The sequence below is a fragment of the Ancylobacter vacuolatus genome, from assembly GCF_030813595.1.
GTDB lineage: Bacteria > Pseudomonadota > Alphaproteobacteria > Rhizobiales > Xanthobacteraceae > Ancylobacter > Ancylobacter vacuolatus.
Window position 1 is genome coordinate 95,668 of the sequence record NZ_JAUSUH010000002.1, and the last position, 22,287, is coordinate 117,954.

Here is a 22,287-nt window from a genome sequence, read left to right on the forward strand (position 1 = left end):
TGGCCCTCATCGGCTCAATAGCCCTCCCCGCCGCCCTCGACCAGAATCTCGCGCTTGCCGGCATGGTTGGCCGGGCCGACCAGCCCCTCGCGCTCCATCCGCTCGACCAGCGAGGCGGCGCGGTTATAGCCGATCTGTAGCCGGCGCTGGATATAGGAGGTGGAGCATTTCTTGTCGCGCAGCACCACCGCCACGGCCTGGGAGTAGAGGTCGCCGCCCTCCTCCCCGCCCATGCCGCTCTTGTCGAAGACGGCGCCGTCCTCGCCCTCGCTGTCGAGATCGACCGTCACCGCGTCGAGATAATCGGGCGCGCCCTGCGCCTTCAGGTGCTCCACCACGCGCTCGACCTCCTGATCGGAGACGAACGGCCCGTGGACGCGGGAAATCCGCCCGCCGCCGGCCATGTAGAGCATGTCGCCCTGACCCAGCAGCTGCTCGGCGCCCATCTCGCCGAGGATGGTGCGTGAATCGATCTTCGAGGTCACCTGGAAGGAGATGCGGGTGGGGAAGTTCGCCTTGATGGTGCCGGTGATGACGTCGACCGAGGGCCGCTGTGTGGCCATGATGAGGTGGATGCCGGCGGCGCGGGCCATCTGCGCCAGGCGCTGGATGGCGCCTTCGATATCCTTGCCCGCCACCATCATCAGATCGGCCATCTCGTCGACCACCACCACGATATAGGGGATCGGCGAGAGGTCCATTTCCTCGCGCTCATAGATCGCCTCGCCCGTCTCCTTGTCGAAGCCGGTCTGCACGGTGCGCACGATCTGCTCGCCCTTGACCTGCGCCTCGGCGATGCGGGCATTGAAGCCGTCAATGCTGCGCACGCCGACCTTGGACATCTTGCGGTAGCGCTCCTCCATCTCCCGCACCGCCCATTTCAGCGCCACCACCGCCTTCTTCGGATCGGTGACGACGGGGGTGAGCAGATGCGGGATGCCGTCATAGGTGGACAGTTCCAGCATCTTCGGGTCGATCATGATCAAGCGGCACTGTTCCGGCCGCAGCCGGTACAGCAGGCTGAGGATCATGGTGTTGATCGCCACCGACTTGCCCGAGCCTGTCGTGCCGGCGACCAAGAGATGCGGCATGCGGGCGAGATCGACGATCACCGGCTCGCCGCCAATGGTCTTGCCGAGCGCGATGGCGAGCTTGTGCGCCGCCTCGCCGAAATCGCGCGCGGCGAGGATCTCGCGCAGCAGCACCTTGTCGCGCTTGGGGTTCGGCAATTCGATGCCGATGGCGTTCTTGCCGGGAATCACCGCCACGCGGGCGGAAATCGCGCTCATCGAGCGGGCGATATCGTCGGCGAGGCCGATGACGCGGCTCGACTTGATGCCGGGCGCCGGCTCCAGTTCATAGAGCGTCACCACGGGGCCGGGGCGGGAATTGACGATGGCGCCGCGCACGCCGAAATCGTCCAGCACGCCTTCAAGGTCGCGGGCGTTCTGCTCCAGCGCCTCGCGCGAGAGGGCCGGCCCGCTACGCGGCGGCGGCGGCGCCAGCAGGTCGAGCCCCGGCAGGGCATAGCGCCGGCGCTGCTCCTCCAGCGCGGCACGCCCGCCGCGAATCGAGCGCAGCGGCGGCGGGCGCTTGGCCGCGCGCGGCGCCGGGGGGGGCGGCGGCGCGGCGAAATCCTCGTCGAGCGTGTCGGGCAGGTCGTCATCGGCGCTCTCGAAGCCGGCGACATCCTCCTCCTCGTCAAACACCTCGCGCCGGCCGAAGCTCGGCTCGTGCCGGCCACCGCGCAGGGCGGCGAGGTCGTCCTCCTCCGCTCCGCCAAAGCCGACGCTCTCGCGCAGCCGCTCCGACAGGGGGCGCGCGGGGCGGGGCTGGCGGGCGCGACGCCCGCCACCGGGCGCCAGCCGCGCCTTCAGCGACAGCGCGGCGTGGGTCATCATGCCCAGCAGGAAGGCCAGCCAGCCCGGTTCGTCATCCTCGAAGCCGGCCGGGGCGCGGCGGGCCTCGTCCGGGTCTTCCTCCGGATTGGCGCGCAGGCCGAACCCGACCGCCAGTGGCAAGGTGAGCGCCGCGCCGATGAGGCAGACAATGCCGACCACCGCATAATCGGCGCTGGTCAGCCAGCTGCTGCGCAGCGCGCCCGGCACCGCCAGCACGAACTCGCCGAGCACCCCGCCCAGCCCGCTTGGCAGCGGCCAGCCGCCGAAGCGCGGCAGGCAGGCGGCAAAGCCGGCCGCGAACACGATGCCTACCAACAGCGCGATCAGCCGCGCCCGCAGCCGCCCGGGATGGCGATGGGTCAGGAGAAGCCAGCCCCAGATGCCGACGGGCAGCACCACCGCCAGCGCGGCGACGCCGAACAGCTGCATCATCACATCGGCGAACACCGCGCCGGGAACGCTCAGGAGATTGGACGGCGGCGCGGCGCTGGAGCGGCTGAAACTGGGATCGTCGGCCGACCAGGTGGCCAGGGCCAGCAGCATCAGCGCGCACAGGCCCAGCAGGGCAAGGCCGACCAGCTCCGCCGTGCGGCGCGAGAGCACGCCCCGCACCTCCTCCGGCAGAAACCCGCCCGGCGCGCTCTTGCCCGCCCGGTGCGCCCGCCCGCCGGGGCCGGCCGCGCCGCCCCCCTTGCTGGCGGGGTCGACCCGCGGCCTTGGCCGGGCGGCACGGGAAGGGGCGGCCTCCAGCCGAGGCGTCCGCATCGATGTCTGCGTCCCCATATCGCGCCCCGTGTCCTTGCCCCGCCTCGCCAAACGCCCCGCCCCGCTCAGGACAGACCGGCCAGAAGGCGCGGCAGCGCCTCCTGCGTCGTCGCCAGATCCTGCACCAGGGCGATGCGCAAATAGTCCGCGCCGGGATTGCGCCCGTCCGCGCCGCTGCGGCAGAGATAGCCGCCGGGCACGGTGCGCAGCCCCTCGCGCCGCCACAGCAGCCGTGCCGCCGCTTCGCCGGCGCTGAAACTTTCGCTGCGCAGCCCGGCGACGTTCAGCCAAAGGAAGAAGCCGCCATCGGGCCGCTGATAGTCGAAATGCCCGCCCAGCACCGCGTCGGCGATGTCGAACTTCGCCCGGTAGAGCTCGCGGCTCTCAGCCACATGCACCTCATCGCCCAGCGCGGCGATGCCGACCCATTGCAGCGGCTCGGGCACCTGCGGCGCGGCGACATTGCGGAAATCGGCGAAGGCCTCGATGAAGCGCGCCTCGCCGGCGCAGAAGCCGCAGCGCAGCCCCGGCAGGCTGGAGCGCTTCGACAGCGAGTTGAACGTCACCACGCCGGCGAAATCCGGTCCCGCCACTTCAAGAATGCCGGTCGGCGGCGCCTCGCCCAGCCAGATCTCGGAATAGCATTCGTCAGCGAACACCATCACCTCATGCGCCTGGCACAGCGCCACCAGCCGCTCGAGATAGGCGCGCGGGGCAATGGTGCCCTGCGGGTTGGCGGGGGAGGCGAAATAGAGCGCCACCGCGCGGTCCAGCAGTTCCGGCGTCAGCGCGTCGAGGTCGGGCAGCCAGCCGCCATGCGCCGGCAACGGCAGGTCGACGCTCTCGCACCCGGCGGCCTCCGCTCCGGCGCCATAGGCGGCATAGAACGGGTTGGGCAGCAGCACCGCCGGGGCACTCTCGCCAATGCGGGCGCGCTTTTGCGGCGAGAGCAGCCGGCGCGCCATCAGCGCGGCGAAGAACAGCCCCTCGCGCGAACCGTTGAGCACCAGCACCTCGCGCTCCGGGTCGGGGGCGCGCGCCAGCGTGTAGCGGCGGGCGAACCAGTCGCTGGCCGCGCGACGGAACTCGGGCAGACCCTTGCCGGCGGGATAGCGGCCGAAGCCGTCGAGATGGCCGGCCAGCACGTCGCCGACAAAGCCCGGCATGGCATGGCGCGGCTCCCCGACCGCCAGACTCAGCGCCGGCTTGCCTGGGGCGAGATCGGCGAGCAGCTCGGTCAGCCGCACGAAGGGCGAGCGCGCCGCCGGCCCGGGATCGGGGGCGGCGGCTGCCGGGGTCGCGACGGCGGCGGGAGAGAGGGCGTCAGGCACGGGGAACGTCTCGCCTCGGCCACGGAATGCGGCCTCTTGCGGCAGCATAGCCCGGCTGCGGTAAAGGCGTTCTTAACCATGCGCGCATGAAGAGGCCGCGGAACCGGGCCTTGCGCGCGCAAAAAGAGGCGCGGGTTCAGAGCCGCGCCCGCTCATCGTGCCGGGCGAGGCGGGACAGCAGGTAGTCGACTTCCCCGCGCGCCGCCGCGGTCAGCGCCGTGCCCGGCTTGCGCTGGGCGTCCGAGGCGATGAAGCCGCGCCGCATCAGCACATATTTGCGCACCGCCAGCCCTACTCCAGGCTGCTGCTCATAGCGCAGCAGCGGCAGATGCGCGTCGAACAGGTCGTGCGCCTCCTCGCGCCGGCCTTCCCTCTGCAAACGCACCACATCCGCGAGCATTTCCGGGAAGGCATAGCCGGTCATGGCGCCATCCGCCCCGCGCTCCATCTCGAAATCGAGGAACAGGCCGCCATTGCCGGTGAGGATGGAGAGCGGCCGCAGCGTACCCTCCCTCTGGAAGCCCCGCAGCGCCGAAATCTTCTCCAGCCCCGGCCAGTCCTCATGCTTCAGCATCACGCAGGACGGGTTCTCCTCGACGATCTGGCGGATCACCTTCGGCGTCATCTGCACGGAAAGGGTGAGCGGGTAGTCCTGGATCACGAACGGAATGTCGGCGCCGATCGCCTCAACCGCCTGGCGGTAGTAGCCGGTGATCTGCTCATCGGTGCGCAGCGCGGGCGGGGGCGCGATCATCACGCCGGCGGCGCCACGCTCCATCACCGCGCGGGCCAGCGCCCGCATGGCGGCAAAGCCCGGCGCCGACACGCCGACGATCACCGGCAGCGCGCCGAACCCCTCGATGAAGCGCGCGGCGAGGGCCAGCGCCTCCTCCGGCTCCAGCTTAGGCGCCTCGCCCATGATGCCGAGCACGGTGACGCCGGTGGCGCCGGCGGCGAGATAGCGCGCGATCAGCGTGTCGACCGAGCCGTGGTCGATGGCGCCGTCCGGCGTGAAGGGCGTCGGGGCGATGGGAAACAGGCCGGAGGCGGTGGCGTCGAGCGGCATGGGTCGGGCTCCGGTTCAGGGGCTGGGCGTGCGGGGGCGGCGGCCGCCGCCGCGCGTCACCCGCAGCACCCGCCACGATGCCTCAGACGCCGCCGGGAAAGAACCGTCTTGTTGTTGGCTCACAGCCGCGAAAATGTGCGCTTCTGATTTCACGCCCAAAGAAAAGGCCCCGGTGGATGCCGGGGCCTTGAGGCAGCGGGAGGCTGCGGAACGGGGGACCGGCGTGCGGGCCGGGGAGAACGGCGCCAAAGGGGCGCCGTGCGCCGTTCCTGGAAGGGTCGACGCGCGGGACGGGCCCGCGCACCGGAGCGAAGCCGAAGCCTCGCTCAGCTGTGATAGGCGCGCTCGCCGTGCTCGACGATATCGAGACCCTCGCGCTCCTTCTCCACCGACGGACGCAGGCCGACGAGGACATTGACGATGTAGTAGATGATCGCCGAGACGACGCCGCCCCACACGAGGGTCATCGCCACCGCCTGGAACTGCACCCAGACCTGGTGGCCCATCGCGTAATCGGCGACGCCGGGACCGCCGAGGGCGGGGGCGACGACGATGCCGGTGCCGAGGGCGCCGACAATGCCGCCCACGCCATGGACGCCGAACACGTCGAGGCTGTCGTCATAGCCCAGCGCGTTCTTGATGGTGGTGCAGAAGAAGAAGCAGATGATCGAGGCGACGAAGCCGAGCACGATCGCGCCGAGCGGACCCGAGAGGCCGGCAGCCGGGGTGATGGCGACGAGGCCGGCCACCATGCCGGAGATCGCGCCGAGCATGGAGGGCTTGCCCTTGGCCAGCCATTCGATGAGCGTCCAGCCGACAATGGCGCCGGCGGTGGCGACGAAGGTGTTCATCACGGCGAGCGTGGTGCCGGCATTGGCTTCGAGGTTGGAACCGGCATTGAAGCCGAACCAGCCGACCCACAGGACGCTGGCGCCAACCATGGCGAAGGGCAGCGAGTGGGGAGGCATCAGTTCCTTGCCGTAGCCGGTGCGCTTGCCGATGATGATGCAGCCCACCAGGCCGGCGATGCCGGCATTGATGTGCACCACCGTGCCGCCGGCGAAGTCCAGCGCGCCCATGGCGAACAGGTAGCCTTCCGAGAACCACACCATGTGGGCGATCGGGTAGTAAACGAACGTCACCCAGAGGATGCTGAACAGCACGATGGCCGAGAACTTCATGCGCTCGGCGAAGGCGCCGATGATGAGCGCGGGGGTGATGGCCGAGAAGGTCATCTGGAACACGATGAAGATATATTCCGGAATCTTCACGCCCTTGGAGAAGGTGTCGGCCAGGCTCTCCGTCGTCACGCCGGCGAGGAAGGCCTTGTCGAAGCCGCCGATGAAGGCGTTGCCGGCGGTGAAGGCGAGCGAGTAGCCGTAGAACACCCAGATCAGCATCATCACGGCGGCGATCACCGTGACCTGCATCAGCACGGAGAGCATGTTCTTGGCGCGCACCAGGCCGCCATAGAACAGCGCCAGGCCCGGCACGGTCATGAACAGCACGAGGATGGAGGAAACCATCATCCAGGTGACGTCGCCCTTGTCCACGGTGGCGACGACCGCGGCGGCGGCCTCGGCGGTGGCTTCCGCGCCGGTGGCCGGGTTGTCCTGGGCGAAAGCGGCGGCCGCGAACAGCGCCGTCGTCGCCAGCGCAGGCAGGCCCGCGCGTATCCAATTCTTGGTCGTCATGGGTTCAATGCTCCGTCGCAATCGGAAAATATCGGGATCAGTGTCGCGGGCTTAGAGCGCGTCGGCGTCGGTTTCGCCGGTGCGGATGCGCACGGCCTGGTCGATCGCGTAGACGAAGATCTTGCCGTCGCCGATCTGGCCGGTCTTGGCCGAGGTGGTAATCGCGTCGATGACCTTGGAAACCTGATCGGAAGGCACGGCGACCTCGATCTTGAGCTTCGGCAGGAAGCTCACCGCGTATTCCGCGCCGCGGTAGATCTCGGTGTGGCCCTTCTGCCGGCCATATCCCTTGACCTCCGTGACGGTCAGTCCGTGCACACCAATGCCAGTGAGCGCATCCCGGACTTCCTCAAGCTTGAAAGGCTTGATGATAGCCATGACGATCTTCATGGTTCCTGTCCCCGCTTGGCCCCGAACCGCTGGCGGGGTTCTGGGCGTTTCATGTCGGACTCGGCCAGGCTGATTCCTTCAGCCTCCCGGTCAAGCCGCGAAGAGAGAATCAATTCGCGTGCCAACCGAGATGAATCAACGCTTCCGCTGCAAATGCCCGCCCCGCGCGCGGCCCGGCGCGGCGCACGCTGGCGCTGCGTCCTGCCGGTGCGACATGGCCCGCTTGCTCAATTCTTGATCGCGCCGATGACCCTTCCTGAGTCACCGCCGCATAATCGCCATATGAAGACTAATTTTTAGGCAGATGCCTGCGCAGGAGGCGGCCCGGCAGGCCGCATCGGCCGGATCAGCCCTTCCTGCGCCACCGAGGCGACCAGCCGCCCGGCGCGGTCGTAGATCAGCCCCCGTGCGAGGCCGCGCGCGCCGGCGGCACTGGGGCTGTCCTGCGTGTAAAGCAGCCAGTCATCGGCGCGGAACGGCCGGTGCAGCCACAATGCGTGGTCGAGGCTCGCGACCTGCAGGCTCTCGCCGAGCACGCTGGTGCCGTGCAGTGCCGTCGTCGCCTCCAGCAGCGTCATGTCGCTCGCATAGGCGAGCACGGCGCGGTGCAGGCCCTCCTCGTCCGGCAGCGCGCCGCTGGCGCGGAACCACACCGCCCGGCGCGGCGCCGCGACCGTCTCGCCGAGCCCGACCGGCTTGAGCTCGATCGGGCGCGGCCGCTGCCAATAGGCCAGCACCGGCGCCGGCAGCCGGGCCAGCACCTCGGCGGGCAGTTCGCCAATGCCCGGCACTTCCTCCGGCGAGGGCACCACCATGTCGATATCGAGCTGGTGCTCCAGCCCCGGCTCCTCGCGATGGAAGGAAACCGACATGATGAAGATCGGCCGCCCGTGCTGGATCGCCACCGTGCGCCGTGTGGCGAAGCTGCGCCCGTCGCGCACCCGCTCGACATCGTAGATGATCGGCACGCGCGGGTCGCCGGCGAGCAGGAAATAGGCATGCATGGAGTGGGCGCCCGCCGCGTCCACCGTGCGCTGCGCCGCTACCAGCGCCTGCGCCAGCACCTGCCCGCCGAACACACGAGCACGGAACGGCCAGGATTCCGGCGGGTTGTCGCCGCGGAAGAGGTTGTCCTCCAGCCGCTCCAGGTCGAGCAGGGCGACGAGTTCGGCGGCGCTGTTGGTCATGGACGAGCGGCTCCTCAGTGGAACGAGACGGCGGACAGTGAGACGGGCGGGCACTAAGACGGCGGACATGGCGGGGCGTCACCCCGGCGCATTGTCCGGGGTGCCTAGCTAAGGCATAGGAGGGAGCGCGCACAATGCGCGGATGGTCGAGAGCGGAGGCGGTGTGCCATGCAACGGGACCAGCGATATGATGCGGTGATGGCGGGCGGCGGGCTCGCCGGGCTTTCCCTCGCCTTGGCGCTGCGACAGGGGCTGGGGGACAGCGCCCGCCTCGCCATCGCCGATCCCGCCTTCGCCGCGCCCCGGCCTTCCAGCACGGATTTGCGGGCCTCCGCCATCGCCGCCGGCGCCCGCCGCCTGTTCGAGGCGCTGGGCGTGTGGGAGCGGGTGGAAGGCGAGGCCCAGCCGATCCTCGCCATGGAAATCACCGATTCCAAGCTCGGCGATGCCGCGCGCCCCGTGTTCCTCTCCTTTGACGGCGAGGTGGAGCCCGGCGAGCCCTTCGCCCATATGCTGCCCAATGCGGTGCTGCAGGACGCGATGACCGAACTGGCGCGCGAACGCGGCATCGCCCTGCTGCCGACCCGCATCGCCGGCTTCACCCCCGGCCCGGCGCGCACCGCGCTGCGCCTTGCCAATGGCGAGGACGCCGCCGCCTCGCTGCTCGCCGCCTGCGACGGCGGCCGCTCGAAGCTGCGCGCGCTGGCCGGCATCGGCGTCACCGGCTGGCCCTACAACCAGTCGGCCATCGTGATGACGGTCGGCCATGAACGCCCGCATGGCGGCAAGGCGATCGAGCATTTCCTGCCGGCCGGGCCCTTCGCCATGCTGCCGCTCACCGGCAATCGCTGCTCCATCGTCTGGACAGAGGCGACCGAGACCGCCGCGCGCCTGCTCAAGCTGCCCCGCGTGCTGCTGCAGGACGAGCTGGAACAGCGCTTCGGGCTGGAGCTGGGCGAGATCGAGATCCTGGACGAGCCGAAGGCGTTTCCGCTCGGCTTCCAGATGGCGCGTTCCTTCATCGGTGAACGCCTCGCACTGGTGGGCGATGCCGCCCACACCATCCACCCCATTGCCGGCCAGGGCATCAATATGGGCCTGCGCGACGTAGCGGCGCTGGCCGAGGCGGTCACCGATGCCGCCCGGCTCGGCCTCGACATTGGCGGGCCGGATGTACTGGAGCGCTACCAGCGCTGGCGCCGCTTCGACACGCTGGCCATGGGCGCAGCCACCGACGGGCTGAACCGGCTGTTCGGCCTGCGCTCGGACGCGGTGCGGCTGGTGCGCGATGTCGGGCTCGGCCTCGTTGAGCGGCTGCCTGTCCTGAAGGGCTTCTTCATCCGCGACGCCGCCGGCATTGGCGGGAAGTCACCCCGCCTGCTGCGCGGCGAGGCGCTATAGGGCCTAGCGGGCGGCTTCTTCCTCGGTCAGCGTGCGCGCCTCGTCGGCGAGCAGGATGGGGATGCCGTCGCGAATCGGGTAGGCCAGACGTGCCGCGCGCGACACCAGTTCGTGCGCCGCCCGGTCATAGTCCAGCGGGCCCTTGGTGACGGGGCAGACCAAGAGTTCGAGCAGCTTCGGGTCGATCTCATAGCCCGAGCGCGCGGCGGGAAATTCGGGGGTGGTGGCCATGGGCAGGGTTCTCTCGATCTACGCGAACGACGGAAACGTATTCCGGCTATATAGCGCAGCAAGCTGACATTCTCACGTCGTCGCCTCTCACCCGCCAGCCGCACGGACCAATGGACTCTCCCGCGCTCGATCTCGCCCAGGAACCGCGCCTTGATGGCGAGACCTTGCAGCAATGGGTGTTTCGCCGGCTGCGGCGCTCCGTCATGGCCGGCCGCTTCCCGCCCGGCAAGGCGGTGACAATCCGCGGGCTGGCGGACGCGCTCGGCGTCTCCTCCATGCCGGTGCGCGAGGCACTGCGCCGACTGGTGGCCGAGCGGGCGCTGGTGCTGCTCGATAATCGCCGCGTGCGGGTGCCTGAGATGACCGTCCGCCGCTTCGAGGAGCTGATGACAGCGCGCACCTTGCTGGAATGCGAGGCCGCCGCGCGCGCGCTGGCAGGCGCCGATGCTGCCTTCATCGCCCGGCTCGACGCGCTCGATGCGGATTCCGATGCCGCCGTGGCGGCCGGCGATACCGAGGCGATGATCGAGACCAACCTCGCCTTCCATGGCGCGCTCTATGGCGGGCGGGCGGACAATGTGCTGCTGCCGCTGATCGAATCGGTCTGGCTGCAGATCGGCCCGTTCATGCGGATGGCGCTGGCCGATTTGGAGACCCATTACCCGGTGGACCGCCACGCGCAGGCCCTCGCCGCCCTGCGGGCGCGCGACGAGGCGGCGCTGCGCCGCGCCATCGAGGCCGACATCCGCGACGGCATCGGCCATTTGCTGGCACAGCTGGGGTAGGTATCGCCCCACACCCCAACACACCGTCCCGCCCCGGGATGACGCTCCACTGGCCGTCATCCCGGCCGAAGGCGCAGCCGCAGCGCCGGCATCGCTCTCCGTCTGGTAACGATTCCGGATCGGCCTGCGGCCGTCCGGGATGACGATCTAACAGCGAAGGCTCAGCCCACGGCCTTCAGCTTCGCCCCGGTCCGCCGGCGCTCGGCCGCCAGCCGGGCGGCAGCGCCGAAGGCGGTGAAGACGCCGCTGGAGAGCTTGTCCTGCCAGAAGCGCCATTCCGGGTGCCACTGGATCGCCAGGTTGAAGCCCGGCGCGTCCGGCACGCGGAAGGCCTCGATGGTGCCGTCCTCGGCCTGCGCTTCCACCACCACGCCGGGCGCGAGCGTCGCCACGCCCTGCCCGTGCAGCGAGTTCACCCGCCAGCTGCTGGCGCCGGCGAGGCTCGCCAGCAGGCCGTCCGGCGCCAGGTTCACCTCGTGAACGGGGGCGTACTGGCCCTCAAGCGCAAGGCTGGAATCCTCGCGATGGTCGAAGCGGCCGGGCTGCTGGTAGAGCTTCTGGAACAGCGTGCCGCCGAGCGCGACATTCATTTCCTGAAACCCCCGGCACACGCCGAACAGCGGCACGCCGCGCTCCAGCGCCGCGCGGATCAGCGGCAGCGAGATGTCGTCGCGGTGCGGGTCGGCCGGCAGCGGCGGGTCGTGCGGCACGTCGCCATAATGCTGCGGCCCGACATTGGACGGGCTGCCCGGCAGGAACAGCGCATCGACGAAATCGAGGATCTCGTCGACCACGATCCGCTCCGGCGCCATCTCGGCATCCACCGCCGAAATGGTGCCGGGAATAAGCACCGGCATCGCCTGGGCGCCGCGCGCCACCGCGTAGATGTATTTTTCCGTGACGCCATGGACGACCTGCCCGTCCTTGGCCTTCACGTCGCTGATCACTCCGATGACCGGACGCATGCTGTCTCCTGCGCTCTGCCCGCCAGATGTGGCGCCCGCCCCCGCCGGCTGTCAACGGTACCCGCGCGCAGGCCCGCCTTGCACAGGGCGCGCAGGCCGGCGCGAGAGCCGACGACGCCCCTCGCCTTGCGCCCGATCGCCGCTGCCGCCGGGACAGCCCGACTCCAAGCGTTTCCGCGGATGATTCTTCGTGTATGAAGGGCCACCCCTCCGCCCGCAGGCCGCCGCCGGAAGCTCATGGTTTTTTCGTCCGTCACCTTCCTCTTCTATTTCCTGCCGGCGTTCCTGATCTGCTATTTCGCCACACCGGGGCTGCGGGCGCGCAACCTGGTGCTGCTGGCGTTCTCGCTGGTGTTCTATGCCTGGGGCGGGCTGGCCAATGTGATGGTGCTGGCGGTGTCCATCGTCGCCAACTACGCCTTCGCCCTGCTGATCGACACCCGCACCGGGCCCTGGCGGCTGCGCATGCTGGGGCTGGCGGTGGCGCTGAACCTGTCCGGCCTGATCGCCTTCAAATATGCCGGCTTCCTCGCCGAAAACATCAACCTGCTGCTGCCGGCCGGCGCCCAGCTGCCGGTGGTGCATCTGCCACTGCCGCTCGGCATCTCCTTCTTCACCTTCCACGCCATCTCCTATCTCGTCGACATCTATCGCGGGAAGGCGCGGGCCAATGGCCGCTTCGAGGAGATCGCGGTCTACATCACCATGTTCCCGCAGCTCGTCGCCGGCCCGATCGTGCGCTACTCCACCATCGCGCACCGCATCCGCGCGCGGCGCACCACGCTCGGGCGGGTGTCGGCCGGGCTGCGCATCTTCGTCATCGGCCTGTCCTGGAAGGTGCTGATCGCCGACGAGGTGGCGCCGCTGGTTGCCGTGGTGTTCGACAACACCACCGCCCCGAGCCTGGGCGAGGCCTGGATCGGGGTCTGCGCCTATGCGCTGCAGATCTATTTCGACTTCGGCGGCTATTCCAACATGGCGATCGGCCTCGCCATCGCGATGGGGCTGAAATTCCCGCGCAACTTCAATCTGCCCTATGGCGCGCTGTCGATCACCGATTTCTGGCGCCGCTGGCATATGAGCCTGTCGAGCTGGTTCCGCGACTATGTCTACATCCCGCTCGGCGGCAACCGGCGCGGCCATGTCTACACGGCGCTGAATCTCTGGACCGTGTTCCTGCTCTGCGGCCTGTGGCACGGGGCGAGCTGGACCTTCGTCATCTGGGGCGTCCATCACGGCAGCTTCCTGGTGCTGGAGCGCACCCGCGTCGGCGCCGCCCTGCGCGCCGCGCCGCGCCTAGTGAACCACGCCTATGTGCTGCTGGTGGTGCTCACCGGTTGGGTCTGGTTCCGGGCGGAGAGCCTGCCGCAGGCGATCGACCTGTTCGCCGGCCTTGCCGGCCTCAACGGGGTGGGCCCGCTCTCGGTCAATCTTCTGGCCGATCTGGAGCCGGTGACGATCGTCATCATGGTGCTGGCCTGGCCGCTCGCCATGTTCGGCCTGCCTCAGCCGCGCCCGAAGCGGCTCTCCGAGCGCGCGCGCCGCACCCTGTTCGGCATCACCGACACGGTGCTGATGGCGCTGCTGTTCGTGCTGTGCATCCTGTCGGTGGGGGCGGCGACCTATTCGCCCTTCCTGTATTTCCGGTTCTGAGGGGAGCGAGGACGATGGCGCTGCTCATGGCTTTCCGCCGCTGGTGGGCGTTCGTCTTCGTCGCCCTCCTCGCCTTGCCCGCGCTCGGCCTGCTGCTGCCCGACCTGCCGGGGCCGATCCGCACCGTGCTGGCCCCGGAAGCGCGCTGGTGGGTGCACGCCTCCGAGCGGCTCGACCCCTACATCAACAATTCCTTCGGCTTCCGGGGCCCGGTGCTGGCCGCGCATCGCCGCTATCTGCGCTTCATCGGCTCGGCGCCGGGCACGCGCGTGCTGGATGGCACGGATGGCAGCCTGTTCCTGCGCGACGACAACGCGCTGGAGCAGTCCATCGGCCAGCTGGTGCGCCCGCAGGCGGTGGAACGGCTGGCCATTCTCGCCCGCGAGCTGAAGGCGAAGATGGCGGCCATCGGCGGCACCTTCGTTCTCACCCTGGCGCCCAACGCCCATACCGCCCGCTTCGAGATGCTGCCGGACTATATCCGCCAGCAGCGGCAGGCGCGCAGCGAATATGACCTCGTCGCCGCGCGGATGAAGCGGGACGGCATCACCTTCGTCGATCTGCGCCCCTTCCTCGCCGAGGCCGCGACGCAGGGCCCGATCTATTACCGCTACGACACCCATTGGAACGCGCGCGCGGCGCTGGCGGCGTTCAACGCCGTCATGGCGGCGGCGGGACGGCCGCAGCTGGCCATCCCGGAATCGGAAGCCTTCGGCGCCACCCGGATACGCACGAGCGGCGATCTGCTCACCGTCGCCGGCATCACCAGCCGCGAGCCGCCCGATGTCGAATATGTCTGGAAGCCGCCGCTGGCCGGCCCGCATGAGACCACGCCGCTGACCGGCATCGTCACCGCGCCGCCGCCGGAAAAGGACGATTACGGCTTCCACGCCTTCGCCACCGGCCATGCCGGGCCGCGCATCATGGTGGTGGGGGATTCCTTCACCCAGGGCTTCTGGTACAATCCGCTGGTCTATCGCGCCTCGGCGGCGGTGTGGATCCACCATGCCGCCTGCGAGTTCGACCAGGGCATCATCGATCGCTTCAAGCCCGACATATTGATCTACGCCCCGACCGAACGCTTCCTCACCTGCAAGAACTGGAGCCGCACGCCGCTGCCCGCCGGCGGGTGACGCCGACCTCCCGCCCTTGCCTCCAACCCTTGCCTCTTCACGCCGCCCGGCTCTAAAACGCGGCAGCTTTTCAGGCCGGATCACCGCCATGCCCCTCTCCCGCGACGACCTCCTCGCCCGGCTCGCCGAACTCGGAATTCCCACGCGCACCGTCGAGCATCCGCCGCTGTTCACGGTGGAGGATTCGCAGGCCCTGCGCGGCGACATTGCCGGCGGCCACACCAAGAACCTGTTCCTCAAGGACAAGAAGGGGAACCTGTTCCTCGTCGTGGTCGAGGAGGAGACACGGGTCGACCTCAAGAATCTGCACGTGCCGCTGGGCGCGGCGAGCAAGCTCTCCTTCGGCAGCGCCGAGCTCTTGGAAGAGGTGCTGGGCGTGAAGCCCGGCGCCGTTACCGCCTTCGGCCCGGTCAATGATACGCAGGGCCGCGTCACCGTCGTGCTCGACGCCGAGCTGATGGCGCATGAGGCGATCAATTGCCATCCGCTGGTCAACACCGCCACCACCACCCTTGCCAGCGCCGACCTCGTCCGCTTCCTGCGCGCCACCGGGCATGAGCCGCTGGTGCTGGCGGTACCCCGGCGCAGCGAGGCGGGGGAGCCCGCCACCGCCGAGAGCTGAACGCCCCGTTGCATTCGCGGCGCGGCAGACCATTTTAGACGCCGAGCACAGCCCTATTGCGAGGACGACCCATGTTGCTGAACCAGCCCTCCTCCCCCGCCGGCAAGGGCGACGCGCCGGGCGGTGACGATGTGGTGATGGATGTCACCACCAAGAGCTTCATGAAGGACGTGGTCGAGGAATCGCGCCAGCGCCCGGTGCTGGTCGATTTCTGGGCCCCCTGGTGCGGCCCGTGCCGCCAGCTGACCCCTGTCATCGAGAAGGTGGTGCGCGCGGCCAAGGGCAAGGTCCGCCTCGCCAAGATGAACACGGACGAGCACCCCGCCGTCGCCCAGCAGCTCGGCATCCAGTCGCTGCCCACCGTCTATGCCTTCGTCAACGGCCAGCCGGTCGACGGCTTCATGGGCGCGCAGCCGGAGGCGCAGATCAAGGCGCTGGTCGACAAGCTCGTCGCTGCCGCGGGCGGGGGCAACGACATCGCGGATATCCTCGCCAGCGGCGAGGCGGCCCTGGCCGAGGGCGATCTTGTCGGCGCGGCGGAAATCTTCGCCGCCGTTCTGGGCGAGGAGCCGGCCAATCTCGCCGCCATTGCCGGCCTTGCCCGCACCGAGCTTGCCGCCGGCAATCTCGAACAGGCGAGGGCCACCCTCGCTCTGGCGCCCGAGGCGGCCGCCAATGACAGCGCCCTCACCGCCGTCCGCGCCGCCATCGATCTGGAAGAGGCGGCAAGCGCGCTCGGCGACGTGAAGGAGCTGGAGGCCAAGGTCGCCGCCAACCCGCTCGACCACCAGGCCCGCTTCGATCTCGCCGTGGCGCTGAGCGCCCGGGGCAAGCGCGAGGAGGCGGTCGACCATCTGCTCTCCATCGTCCGCAAGGACCGCGCCTGGAACGAGGACGGCGCGCGCAAGCAGCTGGTGCAGTTCTTCGAAGCCTGGGGGCCGACCGACGAGCACACCCTCGCCGGCCGCCGCCGCCTGTCCTCTCTGCTCTTCGCCTGACGCCGGCGGGGGTGCCCCCCGCCACCGCCAAAAGTCGCGCCAGAAGTCGCGCCACAAGTCGCGCAAGGAACGTAATGGCGATCAACAAACCCTATACCGACCCGTCCGAGCTGGCGCCCATCATCCCGCTCTTCCCGCTGGAGGGCGCGCTGCTGCTGCCGCGCTGCCAGCTGCCGCTCAACGTGTTCGAGCCGCGCTATGTCGCGATGATCGACGCCGCTCTGGCCGGCAACCGGCTGATCGGCATCATCCAGACCGCGCTGGATCAGCCCGCGCTCGCCGTGCCCGGCGCGCCGGAAATCGTCGCGGTCGGCTGCGTCGGCCGCATCACCGAGATCGCCGAGAGCGGCGACGGGCGCTATCTGTTGAATCTGAGCGGCATTGCCCGGTTCAAGGTGGTGGCGGAGGTCGATTCCGGCACGCCGTTCCGGCAGGCCAAGGTCGACTATGAGCCCTTCCGCGCCGATTTCACCCCCAATGCCGGCGCCGAGGCGGTGGATCGCGGCACGTTGTTACGCACGCTGGCCGATTATCTCGACGCCAACCGGCTGGAAGCGGACTGGAAGAGCATCAAGGACGCGCCGAACGAGGCGCTGGTCAACGCGCTTGCCATGATGGCGCCCTTCGGCCCGCGCGAGAAGCAGGCGCTGCTGGAAGCGCCCAGCCTCGCCTCGCGCGCCGAAATGCTGATCGCCGTCACCCAGATGACGATGGCCCGCACCGGCGGCGAGGGCGACGGCACGCTGCAATAGCGGGCGGGCGCACCTTGCCGGCGAGCAAAGGCATGGATGGCCGGGCCAAGCCCGGCCATGACGTTGTTTGGGCCTCAAGGCGCGGACAAGGCGATCACCGTCATCCCCGGGCCTGGCCCGGGCATCCACGACGTCCTGCCGGCTGGCACACGGCGCCACCTCACTCCGCCGCCATCGGCGGGCGCGGCGTCGAGTGCGGGCCGGCATCGACCGCGTGCAGCCCCGGGCGCACCACCGGGTCGGCGTGGTGTGCGTCCTCCTCGTCGCGGGCGCCGATGAAGCGGCCGAAGATCCGCGCCATCAGCCGGCCGAGATCGTCCATCAGCGTGAACACCGCCGGCACGAACACCAGCGAGAGCACGGTGGAGGCGATGAGCCCGCCGATCACGGCGATCGCCATCGGCGCGCGGAACGTGCCGCCCTCGCCCAGCCCCAGCGCCGACGGCATCATCCCCGCCACCATGGCGATGGTGGTCATGACGATGGGCTGCGCGCGCTTGCGGCCGGCGTCGATCAGCGCCGTGGTGCGGTCGACACCGGCATGCACCGCCTCAATGGCGAAATCGACCAGCAGGATGGTGTTCTTGGTCACGATGCCCATCAGCATCAGGAAGCCGATCACGACCGGCAGCGTCATGGCGTTGTGGGTGACGAGCAGCGCGATGAAGGCGCCGCCCACCGACAGCGGCAGGGCGATCAGGATGGTGATGGGCTGCAGCACATTGGCGAACAGCAGCACCAGCACCGCCAGCACCATCATCACGCCGGCGGCCATGGCGGTGGCAAAGCCGCCAAACACCTCGGCCATGATCTCGGCGTCGCCGGTTTCCTTCAGCACCACGCTGGCCGGCAGGCTCTTCGCACCCGGCAGGGCATAGACCTCCGCCAGTGCCTCGCCGAGCTGCGTCTCGCCGGCAAGGTCCGCCTCGATGGCGACCCGGCGGGCGCGGTCATAGCGGTTGAGGCTGGAAGGGCCGGTGCCGAAGGAGATGTCGGCCACCGAGAGCAGCGGCACCGACGCGCCGGCCGCCGTGCGCACCTTCAGCGTCTCGAAGGTGGAGAGGTCGGCGCGCGCCTTCTCGTCGAGCTGCACCCGGATCGGGATCTGCCGGTCGCCGGCGGAGAATTTGGCGAGGTTCTGCGACACGTCGCCCAGCGTGGCGATCCGCACCGTCTGGGCGATATCGGCCACCGACACGCCCATTTCCGCCGCTTCCGCCAGCTTGGGCACCACGCGCAGTTCCGGCCGCTCCAGCGCCGCCGAGGTCTGGACGTTGGAGAGCCCCTTCACCTTCTCGCGGATCTCGCGTTCCAGCTCCAGCGCCTTGGCCTCCACCAGCGCGCCGTCCGAGCCGGAGAGAATGACGGTGAATTCGCGCCCGCCGGGACCGGCACCGCCCGAGGCGCCGAAATTGAAGCGCAGGTCGGGAATGCGCGCGATCTCCTCGCGCAGGCGCATCTCGAACTCTTTCTGCGTCGCCGCGCGCTCGGCGCGCGGCACCAGATTGACGATGATCGTCGCCTTGCGGACCTCGCCGCCACTGCTGACCCCCTCCCCGGCCGAGCCCGAGCCGGCGGTGGCGAAGACGCTGGCCACTTCGGGCTGCGCCTTCAGCAGGACGGCGATCTCGTCCACCGCCTCGCGGGTGGATTCCAGCGTCGCCCCCGGCGGCAGCTCCAGCGCCAGCACCGAGCGCGACACATCGGCATTGGGAATGAAGCCGGAGGGCAGCAGGGTCGAGAGCCACATCGAGCCGATGAACAGCACGATACCCGCCGCCACCGTCAGAAACCGGTAGCGGATCGAGCGGTGCAGCAGCGCGACATAGGCGCGCTTCAGCCAGCCATCGGGCTTTTCGCGATGGCCGAGATCGCGCATGAAATAGGCCGCGAGCATCGGCGTCAGCAGCCGCGCCACCAGCAGCGAGAACAGCACCGCCACCGCCACCGTGATGCCGAACTGGCGGAAATACTGGCCGGCGATGCCGCCCATGAAGCTGACCGGCAGGAACACCGCGACGATGGTCAGCGTGGTCGCCACCACGGCGAGGCCGATCTCGTCGGCGGCGTCGATAGCGGCGCGATAGGCGGATTTGCCCATCCGCATATGGCGCACGATGTTCTCGATCTCGACGATGGCGTCGTCGACCAGAATGCCGGTGACCAGCGTCACCGCGAGCAGGCTCACCCCGTTCAGCGAGAAGCCGAGCATGTCCATCACCCAGAAGGTGGGCAGGATGGAGAGCGGAATCGCCGTCGCGGTGATGATGGTGGCGCGCCAGTCGCGCAGGAACAGCATGACGACGATCACCGCCAGCACCGCGCCCTCGATCAGCGTGTGCATGGCGGAGGTATAGTCCGCCTCGGTGTATTTCACCGTCGAATCGATCAGCGTGATCGAGACGTCGGGATGGCGCCTCTCCAGGTCGCGCAGCGCCTGCGCCGTGCTCTCGGCCACCACCACGTCGGAAAAGCCCTTGGCGCGGTAGACGCCGAAGGCCACGACAGGCATGCCGTCGAGCCGGGCGAAGATGCGCGGCTCGGCCGCCCCGTCGGTGACGGTGCCGAGATCGGCCAGGCGCACATGGCGCGAGGCCCCGCCCCCGCTCGCCGGCAGGGCGATGCGGGTCTCGGCGAGACCGGCCACCGTGGTGGCGCCGCCGAGCGTGCGGACGGATTGCTCCTGGGTGCCGATTTCACCGCGCCCGCCGGCGAGGTCGACATTGGTGGCGGCGAGCTGGCGGTTCACATCCGCCGCCGTCACGCCGAGCGCCGCCAGCTTGTCGGGGTCGAGCGAGATGCGGATCTCGCGCTCGACGCCGCCCTCGCGCTTCACCTGGGCGACGCCGCGCACGCCCTGCAGCGCCCGCACCAGCGTGTCGTCGACGAACCAGGACAGTTCCTCCGGCGTCATCGCCGGGGCGGAGGCGGCATAGGTGACGATGGCCATGCCTTCGACATCGACGCGCTGGACCAGCGGTTCCTCGATATCCTGCGGCAAATCGGTGCGGACTTTGGTCACCGCGTCGCGCACATCATTCACGGCGCGGTCGACCTGTGTCTCCAGCTGGAACTCGACCACGGTGAGGGAGGAACCCTCGGTAATGGTGGAGGAGATGTGCTTCACCCCCTGAACGCCGGCGATCGAGGTCTCGACGATCTTGGTCACCTGCGACTCAAGCTCGCTCGGCGCGGCGCCGGGCTGGGTGATGGCGACGGAGACGATCGGCACGTCGATATTCGGCATGCGGGTGATCGGCAGCCGGTCGAAGGTGTAGAGGCCGATCGCGGTCAGCACCACGAACAGCACGATCGAGGGCACCGGCTTGCGGATCGCCCAGGCGGAGACGTTGAGAGCCATTACACGCCTCCCTTGGCCGGGTCGGCGGCCAGCGGCACCGGGGTCACCCGGTCGCCATCGCGCAGGAAGCCGCCGGCGCGGGCGACGACGCTCTCGCCCTCGCGCACCCCGTCGGTGATCTCGACCACGCCGTCGCCCTGCAGTCCGATCTTCACCGGCCGGCGGCGCACCGTGTCACCCTCGACCACGAGCACGAAAATCCCATCGGCGGCGAACTGCACCGCCGATTGCGGCAGCGCCACGCCCTGGTGGCGGGCGATCTCGATCACGCCCCTGCCATAGGCGCCCGGGCGCAGGCGCGGGTCTTCCGGCAGCGCCACCGCGACACGGGCGAGGCGGGTGGCGACATCGACCTTGGCGCCGACCAGGCGCACCGTGCCATCCAGCGGCGTGTCGAAGCCGGCCGGCAGCACCGCGACCTTGAGGCCCGGCACCACCCGCGGCAGCGCCGATTCCGGCACTTCGGCGTCGAGATCGATGGCGCCGTCCTTGACGATGCGGAACAGCGGCTCGCTATTGGCCGAGAGCACAATGGCGCCGACGCGGGCCGAGCGGGCCGAGACGATGCCGGCCTGCGGCGCGGTGATCTCGGTGCGGGCGAGCCGCACCTCGATCTCGTCGCGCGTGGCCTTGATCTGGGCCGCTTCGGCCTCGGCGGCCGTCACCATTTCCTCCGCCGCCGTCACCTGGGCGGTGGACACCTTCACCGCGCGCTCGCGCTGGTCCAGCACCTCCTGCGAGGTGGCGCCGGTCTTGATCAGGGTGCGGGCGCGCTCGACGGCGGCATCCGCCTCGGTCAGCTGCGCCAGCATCTGCTGCAGCTGCGCCTTCTGCTGGGCGATGGCGGCCTGCGCCTTGGCGGCATTGGCGGTGTTCTGGGCGAGCAGCGTCTCCAGCATGTCGCGCGAGAGGCGCGCCATCACCTGGCCCTGCTCGACCCGGTCGCCTTCCTCCACCAGGATGTCGGTGATCTGGTAGCCGTCGATCTGCGGGCCGACCATGATCTCCTCCCGCGCCACCAGCGTGCCGGTGACGGGCAGCCGCTCCACCACCTCGCGCACGGTGGCGGGCACCACGGAGATGGTGATGCCCTTGACCTCGTTCGGCGCCGGGGTGGCCACCTCGGCCTGGGCCGGCTCGGAAAGGCTCAGCCCGGCGGCGATCCGGTCCCGGAAGGCATAGCCGGCAAGGCCGACGACCACGGCGGTCATGGTGAGGGCGAGCGCGATACGCCCGCGAAAGGAGGCCGGCTTGACGGTCATGATGTGCGGTCCGGTGAAAGGGTCGGCGCCGCAGCGGGCGCCAGCATGCGGCCGATCAGGCCGGCCAGCGCCGGCATCATCTGGACGAGCGAAAGGTCGGGCTCGAAGCTCTGGCGCAGCACCAGCCCGTCGCCGATGGCATTGATCATCACCATCACGACGTCGGGGTCGAGCGAGGGGTCGATCTCGCCGCGCGCCTGGGCGGCGACGAGATGGGCGCGGATCGCCGCGTTCATTTCATCCTCGACCGCGTCGAAGGTCGGCTTCAGCGCCGAGTTGCGCGCCGCTTCGGCATAGATTTCCGGCCCGAGCGCCAGCGTCACCATCGGCGTCTCGCCGGAAAACAGTGCCTGGCCCATGCGGGCCAGCCCCTCGACGAAGCCCGGCGCGGTGTCCAGCAGTTCCAGGCAGCTCATGCGCACCGCCCGCTCCTCGTCGACAATGGCGACGATGATCGATTCCTTGGAAGGGAAATAGCGGTAGAGCGCGCCCGGGCTCATCCCGGCTTCGGTGCAGATCTGCTGCATCGAGGTGCCGTGGAAGCCGGCGCGGGTGAAGCAGGCAATGGCCGCGTCCAGCACCCGCCGGCGCGGGTCGCGGCGCAGCTTCTCCACCGGCGCGGCGTTCCGCGCGGCGGCGGAATCCGGGCGGCCGGCGGGCTTTGCACCAGCTTGAATGCCAGCCTTGGCACCGGCTGGAGCACTCGGCTTGGCGCCGTGATCGGCCACGGGGAGACGGGGAGCGTGGGTGTTCATGCACCTTCCATTACTGGGAGCGAACGTTCGTTCGC

General features: G+C 69.6%; 18 protein-coding genes. 7 read left to right on the forward strand and 11 right to left on the reverse strand.

The features are described from left to right. Positions 1-14: 14 nt before the first annotated feature. The 6 genes from J2S76_RS04435 to J2S76_RS04460 all read right to left on the reverse strand — a co-directional run bounded on the left by J2S76_RS04435 (position 15) and on the right by J2S76_RS04460 (position 8,334). Positions 15-2,504, reverse strand: coding sequence for a DNA translocase FtsK (locus J2S76_RS04435; RefSeq protein WP_307059115.1), 2,490 nt, complete (start codon positions 2,502-2,504; stop codon positions 15-17). 227 nt (positions 2,505-2,731) lie between these two features. Continuing rightward, a complete protein-coding gene (locus tag J2S76_RS04440) occupies positions 2,732-4,045 on the reverse strand; it encodes an aminotransferase class I/II-fold pyridoxal phosphate-dependent enzyme (protein ID WP_307057907.1) in 1,314 nt (437 codons plus the stop codon). A gap of 88 nt (positions 4,046-4,133) precedes the next feature. Then, positions 4,134-5,063: a dihydrodipicolinate synthase family protein gene (locus J2S76_RS04445; protein ID WP_307057909.1), complete on the reverse strand. Its 930-nt coding sequence runs from the start codon at positions 5,061-5,063 to the stop codon at positions 4,134-4,136. A 326-nt stretch (positions 5,064-5,389) separates the two neighbouring features. Continuing rightward, entirely contained in the window at positions 5,390-6,757 is a 1,368-nt protein-coding gene (locus tag J2S76_RS04450) for an ammonium transporter (protein WP_307057910.1), read from the reverse strand. Positions 6,758-6,808: 51 nt separating this feature from the next. Further along, on the reverse strand, positions 6,809-7,147 hold the full coding sequence (locus J2S76_RS04455) for a P-II family nitrogen regulator (protein ID WP_013168191.1): 339 nt from the start codon (positions 7,145-7,147) through the stop codon (positions 6,809-6,811). 296 nt (positions 7,148-7,443) lie between these two features. Further along, the gene (locus tag J2S76_RS04460; RefSeq protein WP_307057913.1) at positions 7,444-8,334 is read right to left on the reverse strand and encodes an acyl-CoA thioesterase; all 891 of its coding nucleotides are present in this window, start codon (positions 8,332-8,334) and stop codon (positions 7,444-7,446) included. A gap of 168 nt (positions 8,335-8,502) precedes the next feature. Between J2S76_RS04460 and J2S76_RS04465 the strand changes: the two genes are divergently transcribed. Then, a complete protein-coding gene (locus J2S76_RS04465; protein WP_307057915.1) occupies positions 8,503-9,735 on the forward strand; it encodes a ubiquinone biosynthesis hydroxylase in 1,233 nt (410 codons plus the stop codon). 3 nt (positions 9,736-9,738) lie between these two features. Here J2S76_RS04465 and J2S76_RS04470 read toward each other — a convergent pair whose 3' ends face one another. Further along, positions 9,739-9,966, reverse strand: a complete 228-nt coding sequence (locus J2S76_RS04470; RefSeq protein WP_018388162.1) for a Trm112 family protein — start codon at positions 9,964-9,966, stop codon at positions 9,739-9,741. A gap of 110 nt (positions 9,967-10,076) precedes the next feature. Here J2S76_RS04470 and J2S76_RS04475 point away from each other — a divergent pair, with 110 nt between their 5' ends. Next, on the forward strand, positions 10,077-10,751 hold the full coding sequence (locus J2S76_RS04475) for a GntR family transcriptional regulator (RefSeq protein ID WP_307057918.1): 675 nt from the start codon (positions 10,077-10,079) through the stop codon (positions 10,749-10,751). 161 nt (positions 10,752-10,912) lie between these two features. On the opposite strand, the gene J2S76_RS04480 is transcribed toward J2S76_RS04475, so the two are convergent. Further along, complete coding sequence (locus J2S76_RS04480; RefSeq protein ID WP_307057920.1) at positions 10,913-11,716, reverse strand: gamma-glutamyl-gamma-aminobutyrate hydrolase family protein; 804 nt, start codon at positions 11,714-11,716, stop codon at positions 10,913-10,915. Positions 11,717-11,953: 237 nt separating this feature from the next. Here J2S76_RS04480 and J2S76_RS04485 point away from each other — a divergent pair, with 237 nt between their 5' ends. The 5 genes from J2S76_RS04485 to J2S76_RS04505 all read left to right on the forward strand — a co-directional run bounded on the left by J2S76_RS04485 (position 11,954) and on the right by J2S76_RS04505 (position 16,874). Continuing rightward, entirely contained in the window at positions 11,954-13,369 is a 1,416-nt protein-coding gene (locus J2S76_RS04485; RefSeq protein WP_307057921.1) for an MBOAT family O-acyltransferase, read from the forward strand. A 14-nt stretch (positions 13,370-13,383) separates the two neighbouring features. Next, positions 13,384-14,502 carry an alginate O-acetyltransferase AlgX-related protein gene (locus J2S76_RS04490; protein WP_307057923.1) on the forward strand — a complete coding sequence of 373 codons (1,119 nt, stop codon included), beginning with the start codon at positions 13,384-13,386 and terminating at the stop codon, positions 14,500-14,502. Positions 14,503-14,590: 88 nt separating this feature from the next. After that, positions 14,591-15,124 carry a prolyl-tRNA synthetase associated domain-containing protein gene (locus J2S76_RS04495; protein ID WP_307057925.1) on the forward strand — a complete coding sequence of 178 codons (534 nt, stop codon included), beginning with the start codon at positions 14,591-14,593 and terminating at the stop codon, positions 15,122-15,124. Positions 15,125-15,195: 71 nt separating this feature from the next. After that, positions 15,196-16,122: a thioredoxin gene (trxA, locus tag J2S76_RS04500; RefSeq protein ID WP_307057927.1), complete on the forward strand. Its 927-nt coding sequence runs from the start codon at positions 15,196-15,198 to the stop codon at positions 16,120-16,122. Between the two features lie 74 nt (positions 16,123-16,196). Beyond that, positions 16,197-16,874 carry an LON peptidase substrate-binding domain-containing protein gene (locus J2S76_RS04505; protein ID WP_307057930.1) on the forward strand — a complete coding sequence of 226 codons (678 nt, stop codon included), beginning with the start codon at positions 16,197-16,199 and terminating at the stop codon, positions 16,872-16,874. A gap of 160 nt (positions 16,875-17,034) precedes the next feature. Here the strand turns inward: J2S76_RS04505 and J2S76_RS04510 are convergent, their stop codons facing one another. The 3 genes from J2S76_RS04510 to J2S76_RS04520 are packed head-to-tail and all read right to left on the reverse strand — an operon-like array spanning position 17,035 to position 22,252. Continuing rightward, positions 17,035-20,235: an efflux RND transporter permease subunit gene (locus J2S76_RS04510; protein WP_307057932.1), complete on the reverse strand. Its 3,201-nt coding sequence runs from the start codon at positions 20,233-20,235 to the stop codon at positions 17,035-17,037. Beyond that, entirely contained in the window at positions 20,235-21,497 is a 1,263-nt protein-coding gene (locus tag J2S76_RS04515; RefSeq protein ID WP_307057934.1) for an efflux RND transporter periplasmic adaptor subunit, read from the reverse strand. The genes J2S76_RS04510 and J2S76_RS04515 overlap by 1 nt, the downstream gene beginning before the upstream one ends. Beyond that, positions 21,494-22,252, reverse strand: coding sequence for a TetR/AcrR family transcriptional regulator (locus J2S76_RS04520; RefSeq protein WP_307057936.1), 759 nt, complete (start codon positions 22,250-22,252; stop codon positions 21,494-21,496). The genes J2S76_RS04515 and J2S76_RS04520 overlap by 4 nt, the downstream gene beginning before the upstream one ends. Positions 22,253-22,287 lie beyond the last annotated feature (35 nt).

What these genes read in the sequence shown, in the direction of transcription:
- J2S76_RS04440 (WP_307057907.1), bottom strand. Translation starts at nt 4,045, where the DNA reads ATGCTGCCGCAAGAGGCCGCATTCCGTGGCCGAGGCGAGACGTTCCCC.
- J2S76_RS04445 (WP_307057909.1), bottom strand. Translation starts at nt 5,063, where the DNA reads ATGCCGCTCGACGCCACCGCCTCCGGCCTGTTTCCCATCGCCCCGACG.
- J2S76_RS04450 (WP_307057910.1), bottom strand. Translation starts at nt 6,757, where the DNA reads ATGACGACCAAGAATTGGATACGCGCGGGCCTGCCTGCGCTGGCGACG.
- J2S76_RS04455 (WP_013168191.1), bottom strand. Translation starts at nt 7,147, where the DNA reads ATGAAGATCGTCATGGCTATCATCAAGCCTTTCAAGCTTGAGGAAGTC.
- J2S76_RS04460 (WP_307057913.1), bottom strand. Translation starts at nt 8,334, where the DNA reads ATGACCAACAGCGCCGCCGAACTCGTCGCCCTGCTCGACCTGGAGCGG.
- J2S76_RS04465 (WP_307057915.1), top strand. Translation starts at nt 8,503, where the DNA reads ATGCAACGGGACCAGCGATATGATGCGGTGATGGCGGGCGGCGGGCTC.
- J2S76_RS04470 (WP_018388162.1), bottom strand. Translation starts at nt 9,966, where the DNA reads ATGGCCACCACCCCCGAATTTCCCGCCGCGCGCTCGGGCTATGAGATC.
- J2S76_RS04475 (WP_307057918.1), top strand. Translation starts at nt 10,077, where the DNA reads ATGGACTCTCCCGCGCTCGATCTCGCCCAGGAACCGCGCCTTGATGGC.
- J2S76_RS04480 (WP_307057920.1), bottom strand. Translation starts at nt 11,716, where the DNA reads ATGCGTCCGGTCATCGGAGTGATCAGCGACGTGAAGGCCAAGGACGGG.
- J2S76_RS04485 (WP_307057921.1), top strand. Translation starts at nt 11,954, where the DNA reads ATGGTTTTTTCGTCCGTCACCTTCCTCTTCTATTTCCTGCCGGCGTTC.
- J2S76_RS04490 (WP_307057923.1), top strand. Translation starts at nt 13,384, where the DNA reads ATGGCGCTGCTCATGGCTTTCCGCCGCTGGTGGGCGTTCGTCTTCGTC.
- J2S76_RS04495 (WP_307057925.1), top strand. Translation starts at nt 14,591, where the DNA reads ATGCCCCTCTCCCGCGACGACCTCCTCGCCCGGCTCGCCGAACTCGGA.
- trxA (WP_307057927.1), top strand. Translation starts at nt 15,196, where the DNA reads ATGTTGCTGAACCAGCCCTCCTCCCCCGCCGGCAAGGGCGACGCGCCG.
- J2S76_RS04505 (WP_307057930.1), top strand. Translation starts at nt 16,197, where the DNA reads ATGGCGATCAACAAACCCTATACCGACCCGTCCGAGCTGGCGCCCATC.
- J2S76_RS04510 (WP_307057932.1), bottom strand. Translation starts at nt 20,235, where the DNA reads ATGGCTCTCAACGTCTCCGCCTGGGCGATCCGCAAGCCGGTGCCCTCG.
- J2S76_RS04515 (WP_307057934.1), bottom strand. Translation starts at nt 21,497, where the DNA reads ATGACCGTCAAGCCGGCCTCCTTTCGCGGGCGTATCGCGCTCGCCCTC.
- J2S76_RS04520 (WP_307057936.1), bottom strand. Translation starts at nt 22,252, where the DNA reads ATGAACACCCACGCTCCCCGTCTCCCCGTGGCCGATCACGGCGCCAAG.